This window comes from Planomicrobium sp. YIM 101495, from assembly GCF_009707665.1.
Lineage (GTDB): Bacteria > Bacillota > Bacilli > Bacillales_A > Planococcaceae > Planococcus.
In genome coordinates this window covers 26,787-45,990 of sequence record NZ_WLZW01000002.1, presented here as the reverse complement: position 1 = coordinate 45,990, position 19,204 = coordinate 26,787, and the positions used below count along the sequence as shown (strand labels likewise).

22 protein-coding genes are annotated in these 19,204 nt (G+C 52.5%); 7 read left to right on the top strand and 15 right to left on the bottom strand.

All coding sequences use genetic code 11. The features are described 5' to 3' along the window. Positions 1-12: 12 nt before the first annotated feature. The 6 genes from GIW82_RS09475 to GIW82_RS09455 form a co-directional block, all read right to left on the bottom strand. A complete protein-coding gene (locus tag GIW82_RS09475) occupies positions 13-1,071 on the bottom strand; it encodes an LLM class flavin-dependent oxidoreductase (protein ID WP_154749722.1) in 1,059 nt (352 codons plus the stop codon). Between the two features lie 92 nt (positions 1,072-1,163). Beyond that, complete coding sequence (gene abc-f, locus GIW82_RS09470) at positions 1,164-2,792, bottom strand: ribosomal protection-like ABC-F family protein (RefSeq protein WP_154749721.1); 1,629 nt, start codon at positions 2,790-2,792, stop codon at positions 1,164-1,166. A gap of 249 nt (positions 2,793-3,041) precedes the next feature. Beyond that, on the bottom strand, positions 3,042-3,743 hold the full coding sequence (locus tag GIW82_RS09465; RefSeq protein WP_154749720.1) for a DUF4085 family protein: 702 nt from the start codon (positions 3,741-3,743) through the stop codon (positions 3,042-3,044). 28 nt (positions 3,744-3,771) lie between these two features. Further along, positions 3,772-3,939, bottom strand: a complete 168-nt coding sequence (locus GIW82_RS14730) for an N-acetyltransferase (RefSeq protein ID WP_195914016.1) — start codon at positions 3,937-3,939, stop codon at positions 3,772-3,774. Between the two features lie 48 nt (positions 3,940-3,987). Beyond that, a complete protein-coding gene (locus GIW82_RS09460; RefSeq protein WP_154749719.1) occupies positions 3,988-5,523 on the bottom strand; it encodes a solute symporter family protein in 1,536 nt (511 codons plus the stop codon). Then, complete coding sequence (locus GIW82_RS09455; protein WP_370456184.1) at positions 5,520-5,924, bottom strand: DUF485 domain-containing protein; 405 nt, start codon at positions 5,922-5,924, stop codon at positions 5,520-5,522. Before GIW82_RS09455 ends, GIW82_RS09460 begins: the two co-directional genes overlap by 4 nt. Positions 5,925-6,136: 212 nt before the next feature. Here GIW82_RS09455 and mug point away from each other — a divergent pair, with 212 nt between their 5' ends. From mug to GIW82_RS09440, 3 genes are all read left to right on the top strand, one after another. Beyond that, positions 6,137-6,646, top strand: a complete 510-nt coding sequence (gene mug / locus GIW82_RS09450; RefSeq protein ID WP_154750007.1) for a G/U mismatch-specific DNA glycosylase — start codon at positions 6,137-6,139, stop codon at positions 6,644-6,646. Between the two features lie 44 nt (positions 6,647-6,690). After that, positions 6,691-7,137, top strand: coding sequence for a DUF4385 domain-containing protein (locus GIW82_RS09445; RefSeq protein ID WP_154750006.1), 447 nt, complete (start codon positions 6,691-6,693; stop codon positions 7,135-7,137). A 164-nt stretch (positions 7,138-7,301) separates the two neighbouring features. Continuing rightward, positions 7,302-7,835 carry an ECF transporter S component gene (locus GIW82_RS09440; RefSeq protein ID WP_154749718.1) on the top strand — a complete coding sequence of 178 codons (534 nt, stop codon included), beginning with the start codon at positions 7,302-7,304 and terminating at the stop codon, positions 7,833-7,835. Positions 7,836-8,102: 267 nt separating this feature from the next. Here GIW82_RS09440 and GIW82_RS09435 read toward each other — a convergent pair whose 3' ends face one another. The 4 genes from GIW82_RS09435 to GIW82_RS09420 form a co-directional block, all read right to left on the bottom strand. Continuing rightward, entirely contained in the window at positions 8,103-9,005 is a 903-nt protein-coding gene (locus GIW82_RS09435; protein WP_154749717.1) for a DMT family transporter, read from the bottom strand. Positions 9,006-9,122: 117 nt separating this feature from the next. Beyond that, a complete protein-coding gene (locus GIW82_RS09430) occupies positions 9,123-9,308 on the bottom strand; it encodes a Fe3+ hydroxamate ABC transporter substrate-binding protein (protein ID WP_154749716.1) in 186 nt (61 codons plus the stop codon). 11 nt (positions 9,309-9,319) lie between these two features. Further along, the gene (locus GIW82_RS09425) at positions 9,320-10,822 is read right to left on the bottom strand and encodes an AMP-binding protein (RefSeq protein WP_154749715.1); all 1,503 of its coding nucleotides are present in this window, start codon (positions 10,820-10,822) and stop codon (positions 9,320-9,322) included. After that, the gene (locus GIW82_RS09420; protein ID WP_154749714.1) at positions 10,815-11,675 is read right to left on the bottom strand and encodes an SDR family NAD(P)-dependent oxidoreductase; all 861 of its coding nucleotides are present in this window, start codon (positions 11,673-11,675) and stop codon (positions 10,815-10,817) included. Before GIW82_RS09420 ends, GIW82_RS09425 begins: the two co-directional genes overlap by 8 nt. Positions 11,676-11,826: 151 nt before the next feature. Here GIW82_RS09420 and GIW82_RS09415 point away from each other — a divergent pair, with 151 nt between their 5' ends. Both GIW82_RS09415 and GIW82_RS09410 read left to right on the top strand, forming a co-directional pair. Further along, entirely contained in the window at positions 11,827-12,321 is a 495-nt protein-coding gene (locus GIW82_RS09415; protein ID WP_154749713.1) for a hypothetical protein, read from the top strand. Between the two features lie 14 nt (positions 12,322-12,335). Further along, on the top strand, positions 12,336-13,037 hold the full coding sequence (locus tag GIW82_RS09410) for a hypothetical protein (protein WP_154749712.1): 702 nt from the start codon (positions 12,336-12,338) through the stop codon (positions 13,035-13,037). 73 nt (positions 13,038-13,110) lie between these two features. On the opposite strand, the gene GIW82_RS09405 is transcribed toward GIW82_RS09410, so the two are convergent. From GIW82_RS09405 to GIW82_RS09390, 4 genes are all read right to left on the bottom strand, one after another. Continuing rightward, positions 13,111-14,109, bottom strand: coding sequence for a CaiB/BaiF CoA transferase family protein (locus GIW82_RS09405; RefSeq protein WP_230309352.1), 999 nt, complete (start codon positions 14,107-14,109; stop codon positions 13,111-13,113). A 28-nt stretch (positions 14,110-14,137) separates the two neighbouring features. After that, the gene (locus GIW82_RS09400) at positions 14,138-14,908 is read right to left on the bottom strand and encodes a 3-hydroxyacyl-CoA dehydrogenase (RefSeq protein ID WP_154749711.1); all 771 of its coding nucleotides are present in this window, start codon (positions 14,906-14,908) and stop codon (positions 14,138-14,140) included. Between the two features lie 16 nt (positions 14,909-14,924). Next, positions 14,925-16,073 (bottom strand): thiolase family protein, encoded by a 1,149-nt coding sequence (locus GIW82_RS09395; RefSeq protein ID WP_154749710.1) that lies wholly within the window; start codon positions 16,071-16,073, stop codon positions 14,925-14,927. A 133-nt stretch (positions 16,074-16,206) separates the two neighbouring features. After that, positions 16,207-17,097 (bottom strand): DMT family transporter, encoded by an 891-nt coding sequence (locus GIW82_RS09390; protein WP_154749709.1) that lies wholly within the window; start codon positions 17,095-17,097, stop codon positions 16,207-16,209. 162 nt (positions 17,098-17,259) lie between these two features. Here GIW82_RS09390 and GIW82_RS09385 point away from each other — a divergent pair, with 162 nt between their 5' ends. Beyond that, positions 17,260-18,423 carry a PstS family phosphate ABC transporter substrate-binding protein gene (locus GIW82_RS09385; RefSeq protein ID WP_154749708.1) on the top strand — a complete coding sequence of 388 codons (1,164 nt, stop codon included), beginning with the start codon at positions 17,260-17,262 and terminating at the stop codon, positions 18,421-18,423. Between the two features lie 39 nt (positions 18,424-18,462). Further along, positions 18,463-18,735: a hypothetical protein gene (locus tag GIW82_RS09380; protein ID WP_154749707.1), complete on the top strand. Its 273-nt coding sequence runs from the start codon at positions 18,463-18,465 to the stop codon at positions 18,733-18,735. Positions 18,736-18,787: 52 nt separating this feature from the next. On the opposite strand, the gene GIW82_RS09375 is transcribed toward GIW82_RS09380, so the two are convergent. After that, on the bottom strand, positions 18,788-19,195 hold the full coding sequence (locus GIW82_RS09375; RefSeq protein ID WP_154749706.1) for a DUF4275 family protein: 408 nt from the start codon (positions 19,193-19,195) through the stop codon (positions 18,788-18,790). Positions 19,196-19,204: the final 9 nt, after the last annotated feature.

The window sequence follows — 19,204 nt, the reverse complement described above, 5'->3', positions numbered from 1 at the left end:
TGAAAACACTCCTTATTTCTTCGCTGTGTATTTTTTGATCGCCGGCAGGATTTCCGTACCGATCAGCTCGACGTTCTTCCGGATGTTTTCAAACGGCATCCCGCCGAAATCGATTTGCGCGATGTAGCGCTGGTGTCCGAACACTTCGTGCTGATGCAGGATTTTCTCGATGATCTGCTGCGGGCTGCCGATGTTCATGATGTTATGCGGATCGACGCCTTGTGCGAACAATTGCTTCGGGAATCCACGGCCGTTCGTCAGTTTCATGCCTTCGTTAATATGCGGATACAGTTCACGCAATGCCTGCTGGGATGTTTCTGCCGCATAAAAGAACCCAGCCGTCGCAATCGGTAATTCCGCCGGGTTGTGCCCTGCTGCGCTCGCCGCTTCCCGGTAAGCCCCGACCGTCCGTGTAAAGGCAGCAGTCGAACCTCCGAGATGCGCCATGAACATCGGGACACCTGCATAGCCCGCTTTCATCGCACTCGCAGGAGTTCCGCCAACTGCCCGCCAGATCGGCAAGGAACCGTTCAATGGACGCGGGAATAGTTTCGCATTTCTGAGCGGCGCACGGAATTCCCCGCTCCAATTCACTTCCTCTTCCTGATTCAGCTTCAGCAGCAGCTCGAATTTCTCTTCGAACAACTCTTCGTAATCACGGATATTATAGCCGAGCAAGTCAAACAGGCCGACGCGCGATGCACGACCGGCGACAATCTCTGCACGTCCTCCTGAAATCAAGTCGATCGTCGAGAAATCTTCATAGACCCTTACCGGATCGGACGTACTGATGATCGTGGATGAGGAAGCGATTTTGATCTTTTCCGTCGCCTGTGCGATCGCTGCAAGCACGACCGTATGCGCCTGTGTCGCAAAGTATTCCTGATGGCTTTCCCCTACTGAGAAAAAGTCGATTCCCGCCTGCTCCGCAATTTTCGCATATTCAATGATTTCCTTAACGCGTTCTTGCGCCGACACTCTCTCACCTGTCAGCGGGTTCGGCAAATGATCTCCCAATGTATAGATCCCGAACTCCAGTCCTTTACTTTCATCAATTCCGTACTTCTCCATTCCTGCTCCACCTTTCTTCACGCTGATTCTTGTTGCCATTATACTGTTTATCTCGAATGGAACATAAACGAACGGCTCAGGTGAAGCGGATTTCAGCCTTTTGAATGACGGAGCTCTGCCAGAATCTCCAAAAAACGCTGATCCAGCTCTGCATAGGCCGCGTCCCCCGGCTTCAGCAGGCTCAGTTTTCCAAGCACTTCCTGCTGTTCCCGTTCGAGCTGCATCCGCCTCATTCCACTTTCATCGACAGCACTTTCCTTAAACGGTTCCCGGATCTCCCGGTTTTCAATCATCCATACTTTCTCCGTCGTCTTGTCAACGAAATAACGGTCATGCGACACCACAAGCACCGCTCCGCTGTACTGCGCGAGCGTTTCTTCCAGTTGTTCGCGCGACGGCAGATCAAGGTGATTGGTCGGCTCATCCAGAATCAGCAAATCTTTTGCTTCCAAAATATACTGCATGAGCTTGCACTTCACGCGCTCTCCCATGCTTAAGTGCATCAGTGCTTCTTCCCATTGGCCCGCATGAAATCCGAGGTGGTGCATCAAGTTCTGCACTTCCGCCCGTTGTTCGTACGTTTCGCGGTAGAAAAACTGCGCCAGCGTCTGATCGAGCGGCAAATCGAACACTTCCTGCGTCAAATAGCCGATGCTTGCAGACGGGGAAATCCAGATCTCGCCTGCTTCAGGAGCTTCCAATCCAAGCAGCATCTTCAAAAATGTTGTCTTTCCGCTGCCATTCGGTCCAAGAAGCGCCACTTTCTCGCCTGTTTGCATCGTCACATTGACTCCTTCGAACAGCGTTTCGCTAGCGAACGATTTTTTTACGCCTTTCACTTCCAGTAGCCGTTTCCCGCGCTTACCGCTCTCCGGCAGGGAGAATTCGACTTCGTATTCCGGCTTCACTGCATCGACGCGCGCCGCTTCCAACTCCTGTTCCAGCTTTTTCCGCTTCGACTTCACTTGCTTGTCGAGCCGCTTCAACTTTTTCCGGTGGTATTCCTTCGCGCCTTCCTGCTTCGTCGAATCACGATGGCCTTTCTCCGACCACGCCGTCAAATTCGCCAGCTGTCCTTCCACGCGTTTGATCTTTTTCTGCTGCTGCTCGTAAGCATGCTGTTGTGCTTTCCGCTCGGCTTCCCGGTGGGCGATGTAAGCGGAATAATTACCCTCCAATTGGGAAACTGCCCCGTCTTCGAACGCCCAGATTTTTGTGGCGGCCCGGTCCAGCAAAGAGCGGTCGTGCGAAACGAGAAGGATACTGCCCTCGTACCCCCGCAGCAATTCAATCAATAAGTCCAGCGAACGGTCATCCAGGTGATTGGACGGTTCATCCAAAAGGAGCAGCGGTGCGCGCGAGGCAAATCCTCTCGCAAGCCGCATCTTCAATTTCTCGCCGCCGCTCAGCTGCCGGTACTTCTTCATCGGTACACCAAATTTCGCCAGCAATTCCCGTTCCTTGTCCGTCGTCTCCGTGCTTTCGTAATGTTCCCGCTCCTGCTCCACGAATTCCAACTTCATCTCCTGCTTCCAGTCCAACTCTCCAGCGTCCGGTGCGATCCGCCCCCCGATCATTTGAAGTAGCAATGATTTGCCCGCGCCGTTCTTGCCGATGATCCCGATGACTTCCCCTTCCTTGACCTGCAGATGACCGGTCCCAAAAAGCAGCTCTTCCTCTATCTTTTTCTCCACTTCGTGCATCACTAAATATTCCCGCATATATATCCCTCGTTTCCGGGAGAACGCAAAAAAAACCTCCCAAATTAATGGCAGGATCAGCTGCAAAACCGTTGCGAAAACAAACCGGTCCCGTTAACGGCCGGCTCGTTCAATATTGAAAAGTGTGCAGACTGATCCTATTGTCCGTTGATCGATCCAACAGCAGCGCAAATACGCCTGCCGTCCTGTTTATCGATAAGCGAAAAAATAAGATCAGTTTTTCATTGGCCACACACATTCCCTTCTGTATCAGTTAGCCCCACTATACCATTTCTTCAGCCGGCGAAACAAGGGCAGTTTCAGCGGTTCGATTTTCACGTCACGTGCCCGGATGACGGTCTCGACCATCGGCGAATCGAATAAGGTATGCAATTCGAAACCATCTTCCGTTCCATAAATCTCATCGTACAGCCACCAAGCTCCTTTGAAATCCGTCGGGATATCCGAATACGTAACGCCTTCGAATGTAAAACGGACGTCGGTGAAGTAGCTGAACCCGCCGCTGCAGTCGAGCGTCAGGACGAGCCGATCTTCGGATGGCCGCTCCACAGAACGGACGACCGCATCGTGCAGCCCGTTCTCCACCAGCTCGACTGCGTTCGGCGGAAGTTTTCCTTTGATCGATTCGAAATGCTGCATGTACCGTTGATCCAGCTCTTCCATCCGCTCTTTGTAATCCCGCCCCCACCGATTGACGAGCATGCGCAGCTCGGGCATCGGATATTCCGTCACCAGTGTGCCGTCTTGGATATACGGATGAAAAGGTTCCGGCAAATAATGCAGCAAACTCTCGCGCATATCATTCAAGTTGCGCAAGTTCAATTCGCGCAAATCCTTTCCTTCCTTGCGGTAATGCTCCATTTCCTCTTCCCATTCTTCTTCGGAGTCAGGCAATACAAGAAAACCCGAAACCTGCATTTCGTCATACCAGTCCTTCGTGAAATACTTCATCAATCGTTCCTCCTGCCTGATTGCCTCTTCAAAGCGGCTTCCACGTAACTTCCCTCGCAACGGCAAAGCCGAGCTTTTTGTAAAAAATCGCGGCGTCTTCGTTTTCGCACCAATAATCCAATTCTATCTGGCTGCACGACTGCTCCGCAGCAATCCGCTCTACTTCCGCCAGCGCCAGAAATCCTGGTTCATCCAATACATAGAAAAGAAGCCACCCAGGATGGCTCCTTCCATTTTATCAGAATTAAAGCTGGCGGAAACCGCCTGTATTAGCGCGTACTTTGACTTCCGCGTACTTTTTGGCGTCGCTCTCCTTCGACAGCAATGTACCGGCCACACCACCAAGGAATCCGAGTGGAATCGAGACGATGGCCGGGTTCGTGAGCGGGAAGATCGGATCGCCGACAAGAATCGCCGCTCCCACTTCCGGACTCATGACACTCGGGCTCAGGGTGACGAGGACGAGTGCTGAGATCAGACCTGTCAAAATGGCTGTAACCGCCCCGCTCGTGTTGAACCGTTTCCAGAAAATCGTGTAGATGATGACCGGCAAGTTCGCGCTTGCCGCGATACAAAATGCGAGAGATACAAGAAACGCTACGTTCAGACTTTGGGCGAAAACTGCCAAAAGGATCGAGAAAATCGCTACCCCAAGTGACGCATAACGCGCTGCCAGCATTTGCTCGCGTTCGGATACGTTCCCTTTTTTGATGATCTGGCCGTAAATATCATGCGCGAATGCAGAAGCACCGCTCAGGACAAGTCCCGCTACAACAGCGAGAATTGTCGCAAATGCGACAGCCGAGATGAATGACATGAGAATGTCTCCGCCAAGCGCCTGCGCAAGAAGCGGTGCCGCCATATTTCCTGCGGCATTTGTCGCGATGATATCTGTCGACCCGACGAATGCTGCTGCGCCGAACCCAAGGAAGATGGTCATGACATAGAACAGGCCGACAATCCAAGTTGCCCACATGACGGAGCTTCGTGCCGTTTTTGCATCACGCACTGTGAAGAAGCGCATCAGAATGTGCGGCAAACCGGCCGTCCCGAGAACAAGTGCGAGCATCAGGGAAATCGTATCCAGCGGAATCGTGTAACGGACGCCTGGATTCAAGTACGCTTCTCCGTGAGGCGTCGCTGTTTTCATCTGCGCGAACATCTCAAGGATGTTGAAGTTGAAATTCTTCAGGACGAGGAATGACAAAATGACCGTCCCAAGCATCAAGAGAATTGCTTTGATGATCTGGACCCAGCTGGTCGCGGTCATTCCTCCGAACAGCACATAGATGGTCATCATGACGCCTACAAGAATAACTGCCCACAAATAATCGATGCCGAACAGCAGTTGAATAAGTGCTCCCGCACCGACGAGCTGGGCAATCATATAGAAGATGACGATGGTGATTGAACTGAGAGCTGCTGCCCCGCGTACTTTCTTCGCATCGAACCGGGCGTTGATCATGTCTGCCAGCGTGTATTTCCCGAGGTTCCGGAGTGGTTCCGCTACGATGAACAAGACGACGAGATACGCCACAAGGTAACCGATCGAAAAGAGGAAGCCATCAAAGCCGAACAAGGCGATAGCTCCGGCGATGCCGAGAAAAGAAGCCGCTGATAAATAATCCCCTGCAATCGCCATTCCGTTCTGCCAGCCGGTCAGGCCACCGCCTGCCGTATAGAAATCACTTGCCGACTTTGTGCGTTTTGCTGCGAAGTATGTAATGACCAGCGTCATGGCGACGATCGTCACAAAAATGATAATGACCGTAGCGTTCATCGCGTCTCCTCCTTGTCTTCGTAACCGAATTCAACCAATGTCTTATTCGCCAATTCATCGAATTTCGCCGCACGTTTCATGTACACGGTTACAAGTGTCCACGTCATGACGAACAGGCCGAATGCAAATACCCACACCCAGGAAATATCCCCCATAAACGAACCTTCCAGCCACGTCGTATACGAAATGATGATGTTGAATAATACGTACAGACCCAAAAACAGAATCGTAACCGGAATGAGGAATTTCTTTTTCGCATCCATCAGGTTTTTGAAACTGGAGGATTGCTCGATCCGTTCAAAATCGATCTCTCCACTTGTTGTGCGGGCGGGATTGTTCACCGTCGCCCTTTCGCTTCCCGCTGCCCCTTTGATTACTTCTCCCGTAATACTCTTCGCCACATCTTTCCCTCCCCCTATAAATACTTAACATTGCAAATATAAAAATAATTAAAATAATATTATAGGCTATTGTAAATAAATGCAATAAAATAAACAAAGATGATTATCCTGTACTAGTTCTGTATCATAGAAGCAGTTCTTATGCTCTGAAGAATCACTCTTTGTTAAGATAAATAAAGAGATTCTTACGAAAGGAATGAAGATACATGATACTGGAACCAATTCCCGATTATCTAAAGAAAAATCTCGATATTTTATTCGTCGGCTTCAACCCGAGCATCCGCTCCTCCGAAACCGGCTTTCATTACGCCAATCCGACCAACCGGTTCTGGAAGATTCTCCACGAAGCCGGACTGACGCCGCGGAAATTCAAGGCGGAGGAAAATGCCACTCTTCTCGGTCTCGGCTATGGCCTGACAAATATCGTCCCGCGCCCGACGAAAGACGCGGCGGCGATTACGAAAGAGGAGTATTACATGGGGGCAAAAATGCTGAAGGAGAAAATAGAGAAGTACAAGCCGAAAATCGCCTGCTTTGTCGGAAAAGGCGTTTACCTCCAATACAGCGGTAAACGTGCAGCTCCGTGGGGTCTGCAGGAGGACCCGATCGTTGCGGGAACGATCGACTTTGTCGCTCCTTCTTCAAGCGGACTTGTGCGAATCAAAATGGAAGACATCGCCGTGATTTACCGCGAGCTGCACGAACTACTCCTGAAAGCATAATTCCAGTCGGCAATGGGTAAAGACGGGAAAAGGAGTGATGCATGATGGCGTTTAATTACGACCTCGACTTCGATACGATCGACTTCCGCAAGAACCCAGAACTTTACCGTGTCGGCAAGGGCGAACAAGGCGTATTGCTGGTGGAGCCCTACAAAGGTGAAATTCTGCCGCACTGGCGGTTTAAAACGCCGGAGATTGCACAGGAATCATGCGACAAGATTTCCGTGATGTTCGAGGAATACCGCAAAGAGGATGATTTTGTCGGGATGGATATGGCGCGCAAGTTCATCCAGATGGGTTACACGCGTGCGCGGCGCTACACGAATTACAAAGGCGGCCGGAAATACAACGAGGACGGCTCCATCAAGGAGCGGCAGATCGACCCAGTGAAGGCGGAATCCGCTGCGATTTTCAAAAAGAAATGGGATGAAATCCGTGAAGACGAAGATTATTTGAAAAGAAAAAAAGCACATCAGAAAGAGTATGGCTGAAGGAAATCCCGCCAAACTCTTTTTTCTCTCCTTCTAAACTGACCTCTAAACTTTACACGATATTGACACTTTCAAGCGGTTCATTCCTTTGCTATCATTCAGTCACAGGAGATAAATGCTGCGCAGCTGTCTCCCCTGAAGAAACAGAAGGAAGGAATCTAATCATGCAAAAAACGACACATTATCCGCAAGCACGTACACTGGACCTTATTTGGACTTCAATGGCCATTGCCCTCGTCTTCGTCGCAACTCTTCTCTTGAATATCCGGCTGCCAATCGCAGCGAACGGTGGCCTTGTCCACCTCGGCACTGCTATGCTCTTCATCATCGCAATCCTGTTCGGCCCGAAAAAAGGCGCAATTGCCGGCGGTGTAGGGATGGGCTTGTTCGACTTGATTTCCGGCTGGACGCTATGGGCGCCGTTTACCTTGATTACACGCAGTGTGCAAGGATACATTGTCGGGAAAGTCGCCTGGGCGAACGGCCGCAACGGCGATAGCATCGTCTTCAACATCATGGGAGCGGCATTGTCGATTCCATTCATGCTCGGCGGCTATTATATTTGTGAAGCGATTCTCTTCAGCAGCTGGATCATCCCTGCAGCTTCCATCCCGGGCAATCTCGTCCAGAATGTCGTCGGACTCATCGTCGCCATCCCGGTCGCAGTCGCTTTGAAGAAAACACCATTGTTCAAATAATGGAGAAAAGGAGCCGCTGTTTGCGGCTCCTTTTTCTCTATTCGCGTAATTCAGGTCAATTTCTTTTTTGCGGAAATCATCTGCTTCTTAATTTTATCAGCAGTTGAGCAGTTGATTGCAGTATATCCGATTTGGTTGCAGTATTATACTGTTTGGTTGCAGATTAATAAATTTGGTTGCAGTATTCCATGGTTTGGTTGCAGAATACAGAAAAAGTCGCTTTGACGGAGCCGCTGGCAGACGGTTAATCGAGACGGCTTGCTCATTCTACAACGCTTCCCTCTGTTTCACCATATTCCGCTGGCGGCCAAGCATGTTAACGATCAGAACACCACCGATGGCAATGATCCCGCCGGTGAGGGCCAGTCCCGTCGGCAATTCCTGGATCCAGATCCACGCAACGGCGATGGCGACTGCCGGCTCCAAATAGATGAGACTCGAGACGGAACTCGCCTGCGCGAGCGAAAGCGCCGTCGCCCAGGTGACGTAGGCGATAGCGGCCGGGAAAATTCCGACATAAATGACGGCGAGGTTCGCTTCCAACGTCGCCAGTTGAACAGTCTCCAACAGATTCGGTGCGAAATACAAGAACGGCAGTGTGCCGAACCACGTAAAATAAGCTGTCAGCTCCACTGCGCTGTAACGCGTGAGGAGCGGCTTCTGATAAACGAAGAAGACCGCAGATGCAAATGCCGCGATGATGACGAGCAACGCGCCCGGCGTCAAGGTCAGCGTCTCCCCGCCTGAACCGAACGCAATCAACGTGATCCCGATAAAGCCGATTACCAGTCCGAACCACCCGAGCTTCGTGAGCCGTTCCCTCAATACGAAAAAGGCAATGAGTGCGGTGAAAATCGGACCGGAGCCGACAAGCATCCCGGCAGTTCCAGCCGAGATCGTCTCCATTCCAAACGTCACAAACAGATGATAAAGTGAAATACCGAGCCACCCGAGCACTGCAATACGCACAATATCCCCTTTTTCAGGCAGCCGGAATTTCGTCCCTGGCCACAGGGCATAACCGAGAAACAACAGCGACGCGACAAGAAAGCGCGCTAGCACATTCTCCCCCGCTTCGTACCCTCCCTGCAGACTCGCCCGGATCGCCGCGAACGACGATCCCCAAATCACAACAGAAAATAAGGCCAGTAAAAAAGCTTTTGAATTCAATCTTTTCTCCTCCAAACGAACGGGAACTCTAAAAAAACAGTCCTCTCCTATTATATTCACTGGAGGGGGGAAAGTCTTTTCAAAATTTCAGAAAAACGTCTATTGCTGATGCTCCGTTCACTGGAAGCCCGCCAAGTCTTCTCTCTTCGTACAATCCATACAAATAAATTTCCCTTCAAGATCCAAATACGCTTTGATTTCCGTGAAGCCTTTCCGCTTCGGATACGGCACTACTACCAATGCCTCTTCGTCTTTTCCAATTTCTTTTCTGCAATACATGCACGTTGGTGTGATAAGTGACATGTTTTCCCTCCTCATTTCAGTTGTTTCCGGTCTAATTTCCCGACCGCGGTATACGGCAATTCCTCCACAAACACAAACTCGCGCGGCACTTGGAATTCTGCCAATTGTCCGTACAGCCAAGTGCCCAGCCCTTCCTCCGCCAGTACTGCGCCGGAACGCAACTGGACGAACGCCTTCAGCACTTGCCCACGCACTTCATCCTCCACGCCGATGACTGCTGCATCTGCTACAGCCGCGTGACACATGACAGCTGCTTCAACTTCTGCAGGATAAATATTATTGCCGGCGGAAACGATGAGATCATCTTTCCGGCCGCTCAGAAAATAATAGCCGTTCGCGTCCCGGTAGCCGAGGTCGCCGGATTCAATCCAGGGGGCCTCTTTATTTGTCATCGACCAGCTATTGTGAAAACAAAACTGGCCGATTGCCTGCGTCTCCACTTCTCTCCCATTCTTCATCACTTTCAGCTTCCCTCTTCCAATCGGACGACCGATTGTGGTCGGATCGTATGCGAGATCTTCCGGCCTCGCAATCATATTGAGGCCGGCCTCCGATGTGCCATACAGGTTGTACAGCACCGGGCCCAGCTGCTCCTCCACCTCTTTCACAAGAGAGGGATCCAATTTGGCTCCTCCTGAAGCGATGCAGGTAAGTGTGCCGAGTGCGTCAGTATCTGTCCGGAGCATTTTGTGGACCATGAGCGGAACGACCGTGACGACTTCCACTTCGTGTCGGCGAATCAATGCGCAAGCACGTTCCGGATGAAACCGATCTTGGAGAACGACCTTCTTTCCGAGGGCGAAAAATGCCAATAAGACGGCGATGCCGTATCCGTGGTAAATCGGCGTGGCGATATAAGCGGTCCTGTAACGCGGCAATTCGAGCCGGTCAAGAAGCGCCGCGAAAGGAGCCAGGAAATTGAACAGGGACGGACGATGAGCGATCTGCTTCGCCTCCCCGGTCGTCCCTCCCGTCAACAGCACCAATCTGCCGCCGGAAGCAGCTTTCAGTTTGTTTACTTTTCCAATCAGGTTCGACCGGATTTCTTCCGTACACATGCAAGCGCCATTGTAAGGAGAAGCTTCGAGCAGCTCCGCGAATTCGTGGTCATGGACAATGAAATCAAACGATTGCTTTCCGATCAGCCGATCGAATTGCGGCTGGCTCATCGCACAATTGAGTAAATACACATCCGCTCCGAGACGGGAGACCGCGAAAATCGACTGCACAAAAGCCGCATGGTTCCGGCAGATGAACGCCACTTTCTGTCCCCGCTTCAATCCAATCTCTTCACGGAAGTGATAAGCAAGGTTCTCACAACTCTCTTGGAGTTCTTCATATGTATAGGTCCCGTAGTCATCCACTAACGCTGTTTTCCTCTTCGCGTCTTTCCCTGCCAACTCGAACAGCAGAGTCAGATTCATGCCACCGCCCGCGATTCCACGGAGCAGACGGAAGCTCTTTCCCGGTGACAGCAATTGCATTTGCTTGAGAATCAGCCATAGATCAGCCATCCTTCCGCCGCCTTTCCTGTTTCATCAATCGTCTTGTCAGAACCGTTTCAATCGGCCCGCGGAACAGGACAGACCCCACTTCCCCTGGGAATAGCCACCATGGCTTGTACGTTTTCTTTCGCGTAACGAACAGTTTGCCGATGAGTTCGGCCACATGCACCGGCGACATCGCAGGCACTTCCCGGTACGCAGCGGTCGGCTCGATCATCGGTGTCCGCACAAGCGGCAAATAAAGCGTACTGACCGCGATTCCGCGTGCATGCAGTTCCGGCAGAGCAGCGCGCAACCACGTGTCGAATGCTCCTTTGGATGCCTCGTAAGCCGCCCAGTGCGGCACGGGTACGAGCACTGCGTTGACCGTCGAGACATTGACAATGTGACCGCCCTTTTGTTCAAGAAGCGGTGCGAGCGACAGCACGAGGTCGACAGGCGCGAAATAATTGATTGCAGCTGTGCGGGTGACGTCGTGGAACCGGTCGAGCGACTGCATGACCGGCCGGTTGATCGACAGGCCGGCATTGTTGATGAGGATGTCCAATCCATCCGGCAGCGCATGCAGAAATTCGAACAGCCCAGCCCGCTCCTCTTCATTCCGTAAGTCTGCCGGAATGATGCTGACAGACGCGCTCCCCAGTTCAAGATTCACCTTGATTTCTTCCAGCAATCCCGCTCGTCTGGCTACAAGAATTAAATGCACTTCTGCGTCTTTCAATAAATACGCCAATTCCTTTCCGATCCCCGAGCTTGCACCTGTGATGAGGATGGTTTTCCCGCGTAATTCCTGTGCCAGTTTGGCAGCACTGAAAGGCGCCGGCACAAACAGGATACTTTCCAACAAACGATACCGTTGCATTTTACCATTCCTCTTCCCCAACACTTTGTTTATTCGATGTTACCACTCCAATTGGCCATGGAATAGTACATATATTTTTAAAATTGGAAGGAGAACACCCCCGCTGAATGGAAGTTAATCAACCAGACAGAAAAAAATGGGGGATTTGAGAATGACAGAAACAAGAAACGTAGTCGCATACAGTTTGTACGGAGTCGGTGTTTTGATCATTATCATCAATCTGTTCCGCGCATTCAGTCTGATTGACTGGGTCGGCGGGCAGGCAGCTTTTGAAGTATTCCTGCAAGGCGTGATTGTCGGTGTGCTGTTCATCGGCTTCGGTGAGTTGCTCCGGCTGCTGCAGGGGATGTTCAACCAGCGCGAGCCGGAACTGCCGCCGGAAGCGGTTAAGACGGTCATGGCAGGAGGCTACCGGGTATTGCAGGAAACCGATGAGCAAGAAATCCACGGGGAGCTCCGTAAGAAAGTGGAGAATTTCTACCTTAAGAAAGGACTTGTCGTGGAAGAAATGGAAGCCACTCCTTATGAAGGCTACATCTTTGTCCACCGGTTCGGCAAACGGGACATCGTCGACATGAACGGCTTCAAGCCGGAGATCCTTTCCCAGAAAGAAATTGAGAACCATCCGGATTTGAAGGATTTATAGAGGGAGGCATTCTTATGGAGAGACTGGCAGATCTGCAGAAATTCCAATGGATCAAGGATGAAACAGTGCCGATCGATTTCGATCATTGGACAGGCAGTCGCATCTTGAATCTCATCCCGGACCGCTTTCGCCACTTCTGCAAAATCATTCACCCGATCCGGATTGATCCGACGGTAGAAGATGAACAGATAATGTGGCACGAGATTGATCCTGTAAACTATGAACTTGTCCTTGGCGAACGCATTCGCCTGAAAGATTTGGCTGAGAAATATGACCTGCCACTAACAAAAGAGCTCTCTCTGTCGTCCATTTCCCATAAACTTGGCGGGATCCCCCGCTATTTAATCGGCGGCGCTGAAGGAGAGATGGAGATAGAAGAAGTGAATGCATTAGTAGATGTTCTGCAGCCTTATACAGCAAATCAAAACTGCTATTTTTACTATGATTTGCTGAAAACTTCGGATTACGTCCATACCTTGTTCCACGGAAATCTGCAGGATGCCAGAACTCTCACGCTGCAGGAAGGTCTATACGGTTCGCCCAGCTATTGGTGGCCTGATGACCGGAGCTGGTGTATCTATACGGACTATGATCTGAATTTCTCACTGTTCGGTGGCAGCCACGAACTGGTAAAGACATTGCTCGCGCATTCTTATTTGGAGTGTATCGAAGCCGAAGCTGAAACGCGCATTGACTACAAAGCGGATATGCAGTAAGAGAGTATAAAGCTTCCAGCAAAGGATTTCTCCTGCTGCCGGAAGCTTCTTTTTCATTAATCATACAGACCTTTCAATCCCGGGGAGTTCTCCCGGCAACCTGTTGTTCCAGTCTTTTCTTCTGAAGAAAATACGGATGTTCATGCCGTTCGTGTGCTTTCAGTACCGGCGTCAGGCAGGCGTCGACCTGCAGGGACAATCCGTACCATTCGCGCCAGCTCTTCGATTTGAAAAAGCTTGCAACCTCCTGATGTTTCGGGCTGCCTGTTTCCTTCGCTCCCCACTCGAGCCACTCCGGCTTCCCGATAAACGCACAGAAATTCCGCCAGAACTTGTCTTCGAGCGCCCCGAGCGCCATGTAGCGGCCATCTTCCGTTCCATAAATGGCATAGCTGATGCGGCTGCCCGCGATTTCCGGAATACCGTGATCGGAAATCCCTCTTTCGTGATAGAGGTCATGATTCGTCAGGAATTCCGCCATTACTTCCACCAACGGGATGTCCAGGTATCGCCCTTCGCCGGTCCGGAATTTCTTCAATAAAGCTGCAGTGATCTGCTCCGCCGCCAGTAAGCCGCCCGTGAAATCGGCGAATGTGTTGGTCGGATGGACCGGCCTTCCGGAATCATCCTTGAGCACATCCAGCGCCCCGGACAGCGCCATGTAATTCAGGTCGTGGCTGCCGAGCGCGGCCATATCCCCGTTCTGTCCATATCCTGACAGCGAGCAGTAAACGAGATCGGGCTTGATCGTTTTCAGGCTGTCGTAATCGAGACCGAGCTTTTTCATGACACCGGGACGGAATGTTTCGATGAGCGCGTCGGCTGTTTTCACCAATTCCAGCATTTCCGCGAGACCTTCAGGTGATTTCAAGTCAAGATGAACGATCGTTTTGCCCCGGTTGTTCGCTTCATGGACAACGCCGCCACTCATGTAACGCGCCGGGTCACCCTGCGGCGGTTCCACTTTGATGATTTCCGCTCCCATGTCAGCAAGACGCATCCCGGCGTATGGACCCGGGAGATAATATGTGATGTCCAACACACGAATTCCGTTCAAAGCATCTTTCATCATGTCAGGCGTCACTTCCTTTCCACCGCTATCATTTCGGCTGCATGCGGATCGCACCGTCCAGCCGGATCGTTTCGCCGTTGAGCATCGGGTTTTCCGCGATGCTTGCGACGAGCTGTGCGTATTCCGCCGGTTTCCCGAGACGCGCCGGGAACGGGACCGATGCCGACAAGGAAGCGACCGACGCATCCGGCAGACCATCGAACATCGGCGTCTCCATGAGCCCCGGCGCAATCGCCATGACCCGGATGCCGTCACGAGCAAATTCCCGGGCGAGCGGCAAGGTCATGGCGACGACTCCGCCTTTGGAAGCGCTGTAGGCTGCCTGCCCGACCTGCCCTTCGAATGCCGCCACGGAAGCGGTCGAGACGATGACGCCGCGCTCGCCGTCTTCATTCGGTTCGTTCTGCTGCATCGCTGCCGCTGCGACCCGGATCATATTGAACGTGCCGATCAAGTTGATCTGGATGACCTTTTCAAAGCGTTCGAGCGGCAGCGGCTTCCCTTTGGAAACCGCTTTGCCCGGTGTCGCGATGCCTGCGCAATTGACGAGCATGTTCACTCCGCCGAACCGCTCCACAACTGCAGCCACATTCTGTTCCACCTGCATCCCGTCCGTAACGTCAGTCTTCAGGAAAAAGACCGACTCCGCACCGAGTTCTTCAATCAGCTCTTGCCCGCGTTCTTCGTTCAAATCAAAAATCGACGCTTTTCCCCCGTTGCTGACGATATGCCGGACAGCCGCCTCACCAAGCCCCGACGCGCCGCCTGTCACAATCGCTTTCACTTCCGTCAATTTCATTCCGGTTCCCCCTTACTCAAATTCTCTCGATAATTGTTGCATTCGCCATGCCCATGCCTTCGCAGATGGCGAGCAGACCGTAACGTCCGCCGCTGCGTTCCAGCTCATGCAGAAGCGACACCATCAATTTCGTGCCGGTCGCACCGAGCGGATGGCCGAGCGCAATGGCACCGCCATTCACGTTCAATTTTTCAGGGTCCGCTCCGGTCTCCGCGAGCCAGGCGAGCGGCACCGGCGCAAATGCTTCGTTCACTTCGTAGCGGTCCATGTCCGAAATCGAGAGCCCTGCTTTTTTCAGCACTTTTTTTGTAGCGGCAATCGGTCCCGTCAGCATCAAGGTCGGATCCGATCCGACGACGGTCCGTGCGACAATCCGCGCCCGCGGCTTCAACCCGAGCTCTTCCGCTTTTTCCCGCGACATCAACAGGACAGCCGATGCGCCGTCGCTCATCTGGCTGGCGTTGCCGGCCGTGATGACGCCGTTCTCGTCGAAGACCGTTTTCAAGCCGCCGAGCACTTCCATCGTCGTACCCGGACGCGGCCCTTCGTCCTGATCCACCGTCCGTTTCTCACCGTTTTCGTCTTCCACTTCGACCGGCACGATTTCGTCTTTATAACGGCCGTTCCGGATCGCTTCCTGTGCGCGCTCGTGGCTCTGCACCGAGAACGCGTCCAGCTGTTCACGCGACAGTCCCCATTTCTCCGCGATGCTCTCTGCCGACAAGCCCTGGTTGATGATCTCGTACTGCGCCGTCAATTTCGGGCTCGGTTTGGCGCCTTGCATGTTCGAGAACATCGGCACGCGCGTCATGCTTTCCACGCCTCCCGCGATGACGATGTCCATGTCCCCTGCCAGGATCGCCTGTGCGCCGAAATGCACGGCCTGCTGGCTCGAGCCGCACTGGCGGTCGATTGTCACACCCGGCACCTCGACCGGGAAGCCGGCGATCAAGGCGGCAGTTCGCGCCACGTTGCCTCCCTGTTCACCCACCTGCGAAACACAGCCTAAAATGATGTCTTCCACTGCCCTTTTATCCACTCCTGCGCGCGCGACGAGCGCTGCCAATAGGAGCGCTGCCAACTCGTCCGGCCTCGTGTTGGCATACATCCCTTTTCTTCTGCCGACTGCCGTCCGTACCCCTTCAACGATGACCACTTCTCTCATTTCTCCCACCCCTTGTAATTTATCGGCTGAATTGAATGAACATTCACTCACTACTCCCATTATACTGATAATTATCCGAAAACTCTATACGAGAAAAGCGGAAGGCTGGGACGCCTTCCGCTTCTGAATCCTTTTATTCTGTTAAGGGTGCATCCCTTGCTCCCTTTTTGCTTCCCTTGCCGAGCGTCAGCACGAGAATGCCCCCAAGCAGCAAACTCACTCCGACCCACGAAATCCAGCCGAGCCGCTCGCCGACAACGAAGACACCAAGCAGCGCGGCCGTCAGCGGTTCAGCGAGCGACAGCGTCACTGCTGAAGATGACGGAATCGCACGCAAACCGCCTGAGAACAGTAAATACGACAAACTCGTTGCGCCGATGCCGAGATAGACGAGAAGCGCCAGATTTCGCGATTCGCCTATATAACTCAGATCAAAAAGGAACAGGAACGGCTGCAGGCAAAGAGCACTCATCGAAAAGATGAGCGCGACCGCCGGAACACTTTCCATTTCCTCCAGGACGCGTTTGCTGACGATGGCATATACCGCAAACGCCAGCCCGGCTCCAAGCGCCATCGCGATGCCACCCGCATGGACTGCCCCCGCTTCGCTGTTCGCAAACAGCAGGAGACAGCCGATGATTGCCATCGCTGTTGCCGCCGCCCATACCCGCCCCGGCGTTTTTCTCAGCACAAGCCACTCGATCATTCCGGCGAGCACCGGCGCACTGCCGATCGCCACGACCGTGCCGACGGCGATGCCCGTCAATTGGACGGATGAGAAAAAGAGCGGCTGGAATAATGCCATGCTGATGGCAGACAAAACGACCGCTTCCCATGGAACCGTCCGCCAGACGAATTTCTTCATGAGCAGCGCAATCGCGAACAGCGAAAAGCCGCCGATGGCAAGCCGGATCGCACCGATTGTCAGGGCGTGCGCCTCCCCTTCGATGAAATTTTGTGCCGTGCCAGTCGTTCCCCAGAGTACCGCTGCCAGAAGGACCGACACATAAGCCCATTTGTTCATATACCGCACCCCGATTAATTTACAGGTCTCAGGAATTTTCTGAAACTTCCCTGTCTGCCTGAACGTCTCTTCTGTAAGAATCTTCTTTCTTCAACTATAGACAAGTTCGATTTTTCTGTACATAGCGTTTCATATTTCGACGCTAAAAAAGGAGTGCTTCCCATGAAGTTAGCTGGCCGCATTTTCATCACCTTATTGATTGGCGCATTTATTGCCGTATTGACCCTCCCCGTTCTCCTGATCGTAAACCTGAACGGCTCTGTCCACTGGAACGGCCCGATCATCGCTGTCGCCGTTTCGCTCCTGCTGCTGTACATCTTTTCCGTCACAAATATGTTTGCCCGGCCGAAAAGCAGGATGATCGCCGGTGCGGCGATCATCTTCTGCCTGCTCATCGGTTTCTCTTTCGCCGTCCCGCATTTTTATAAGGAGAGCTTCGCTACAGTCGCCGATGATACAGATTTGTATTACAAGTACCAGCCGTTCACGGACAGCGAAAAACTGGCACGCCTCGACGGGGATGCAAGCTTCCAAATGGAGGAGCCGCTGCCGTCACTGGACGGTGCGACAGCGCTTTACCCACTCTATGCCGCCTTCACCGAAGCCGTTTATCCGGAAGATGTGTACGAACCGCATTCCCCTGAATACAGCAAAGTCATTTCATCCACTACTCCGGTCGCGTACGACTACCTCATCGACGGCACAGCCGACATCATTTTCGCTGCCGGACCGTCCGAAGGCCAGCTGAAAGCGGCTGAAGAAGCCGGGGTGGAACTTCAGCTGACGCCGATCGGCCGGGAAGCGTTCGTCTTTTTCGTCAATACTAAAAACCCGGTGGAAGATTTGTCGAGCGAAGAAATCCGGAGCATCTATTCCGGCGAGACCGTGAACTGGTCGGAAGTCGGCGGGAGGGATGACGATATCCGCGTGTTCCAGCGTCCGGAAGACAGCGGCAGCCAGACGACATTCATCAAATTCATGAATGATGTGCCGATCATGGAGCCCGAAATCGAAGAAGTCGCTTCCGGCATGGGCGGCATCATCGAAGAAGTGGCGAGCTACCGCAACCACAAAAATGCGATCGGCTACACGTTCCGTTTCTACGCCAATGAAATGGTCCAGAACGACAAAATTAAGCTGATCGCCGTCGACGGCGTCGAACCAACGATTGACACGATCCGCTCCGGCGAATATCCGATGGCTTCCGAATTCTATGCCATCACTGCCGGCTCCGACAACCCGAACATCGAGCCATTTCTCGAGTGGATCCTGTCCGAGGAAGGCCAGCGATTGGTGGAAGAAACCGGTTTTGTTTCGGTTCAATAGATGCTCTCTAACTAACTTTGTTGAAACGGGAGGTTCGTAATGAAAACATTCAAATGGCTCTTCTTCTTTTCGGCATTGCTTTGTGCTGTGTTACTGGGCGCAGAAGGATTCCGATTATGGCAGATGGGCAGTTACGTGGACGGGGCGGGAATCGGCGTCTATTTCCTGTTTTTTGAAATCAATGACCGTGCAGCAGCACAAGACATTCCTTTTTATGCGGGGATATTCTTCGCGGCAAGCGCTGTTGTCTTACTGCTGTCTGTTCTTCCGTTCAATAAAAAAGTACAGGGTTATCTCTCGGAAGTTTTCTGACCAGTACACCAAAAAGCTTTCACTCTCTCAGGAGAATGAAAGCTTTTTAATATCACTCTTCAGGAGCCGAATTTTCGATCCAATAAGGGCCATGCTCCCGCTCATGCGTCATCATGAACGTCCAGCGCTCCGTTTCGTCCATTGCATACAGGTCACTCGAATCCAGATCTTTTCGGTCATGCGGCAAGTCCGAAACGCGCAAGTCCTTGGCATCCGCCAGCCAAAATGCATCTGCAACTCCTTCGAAGAAAATGAAGCAGCCCCGCTTTTTCCGCCGTTCGAAAAGCCGGACTGCTTCCTCCCCTTCTGCAAACTCGGTCGCTTCCCAGCTGCACAAATGCCAGAGATAGCTATCCAAATGAATGCCCTTTTTCTCTCTGCGCGTCAAATGTCCGGCGAATGCCTTCTCCCATCGTTTTCGAAGCGCTTTGCCGGCACCCGGTCTTTTTTCCAATTTCATGACGTGTCA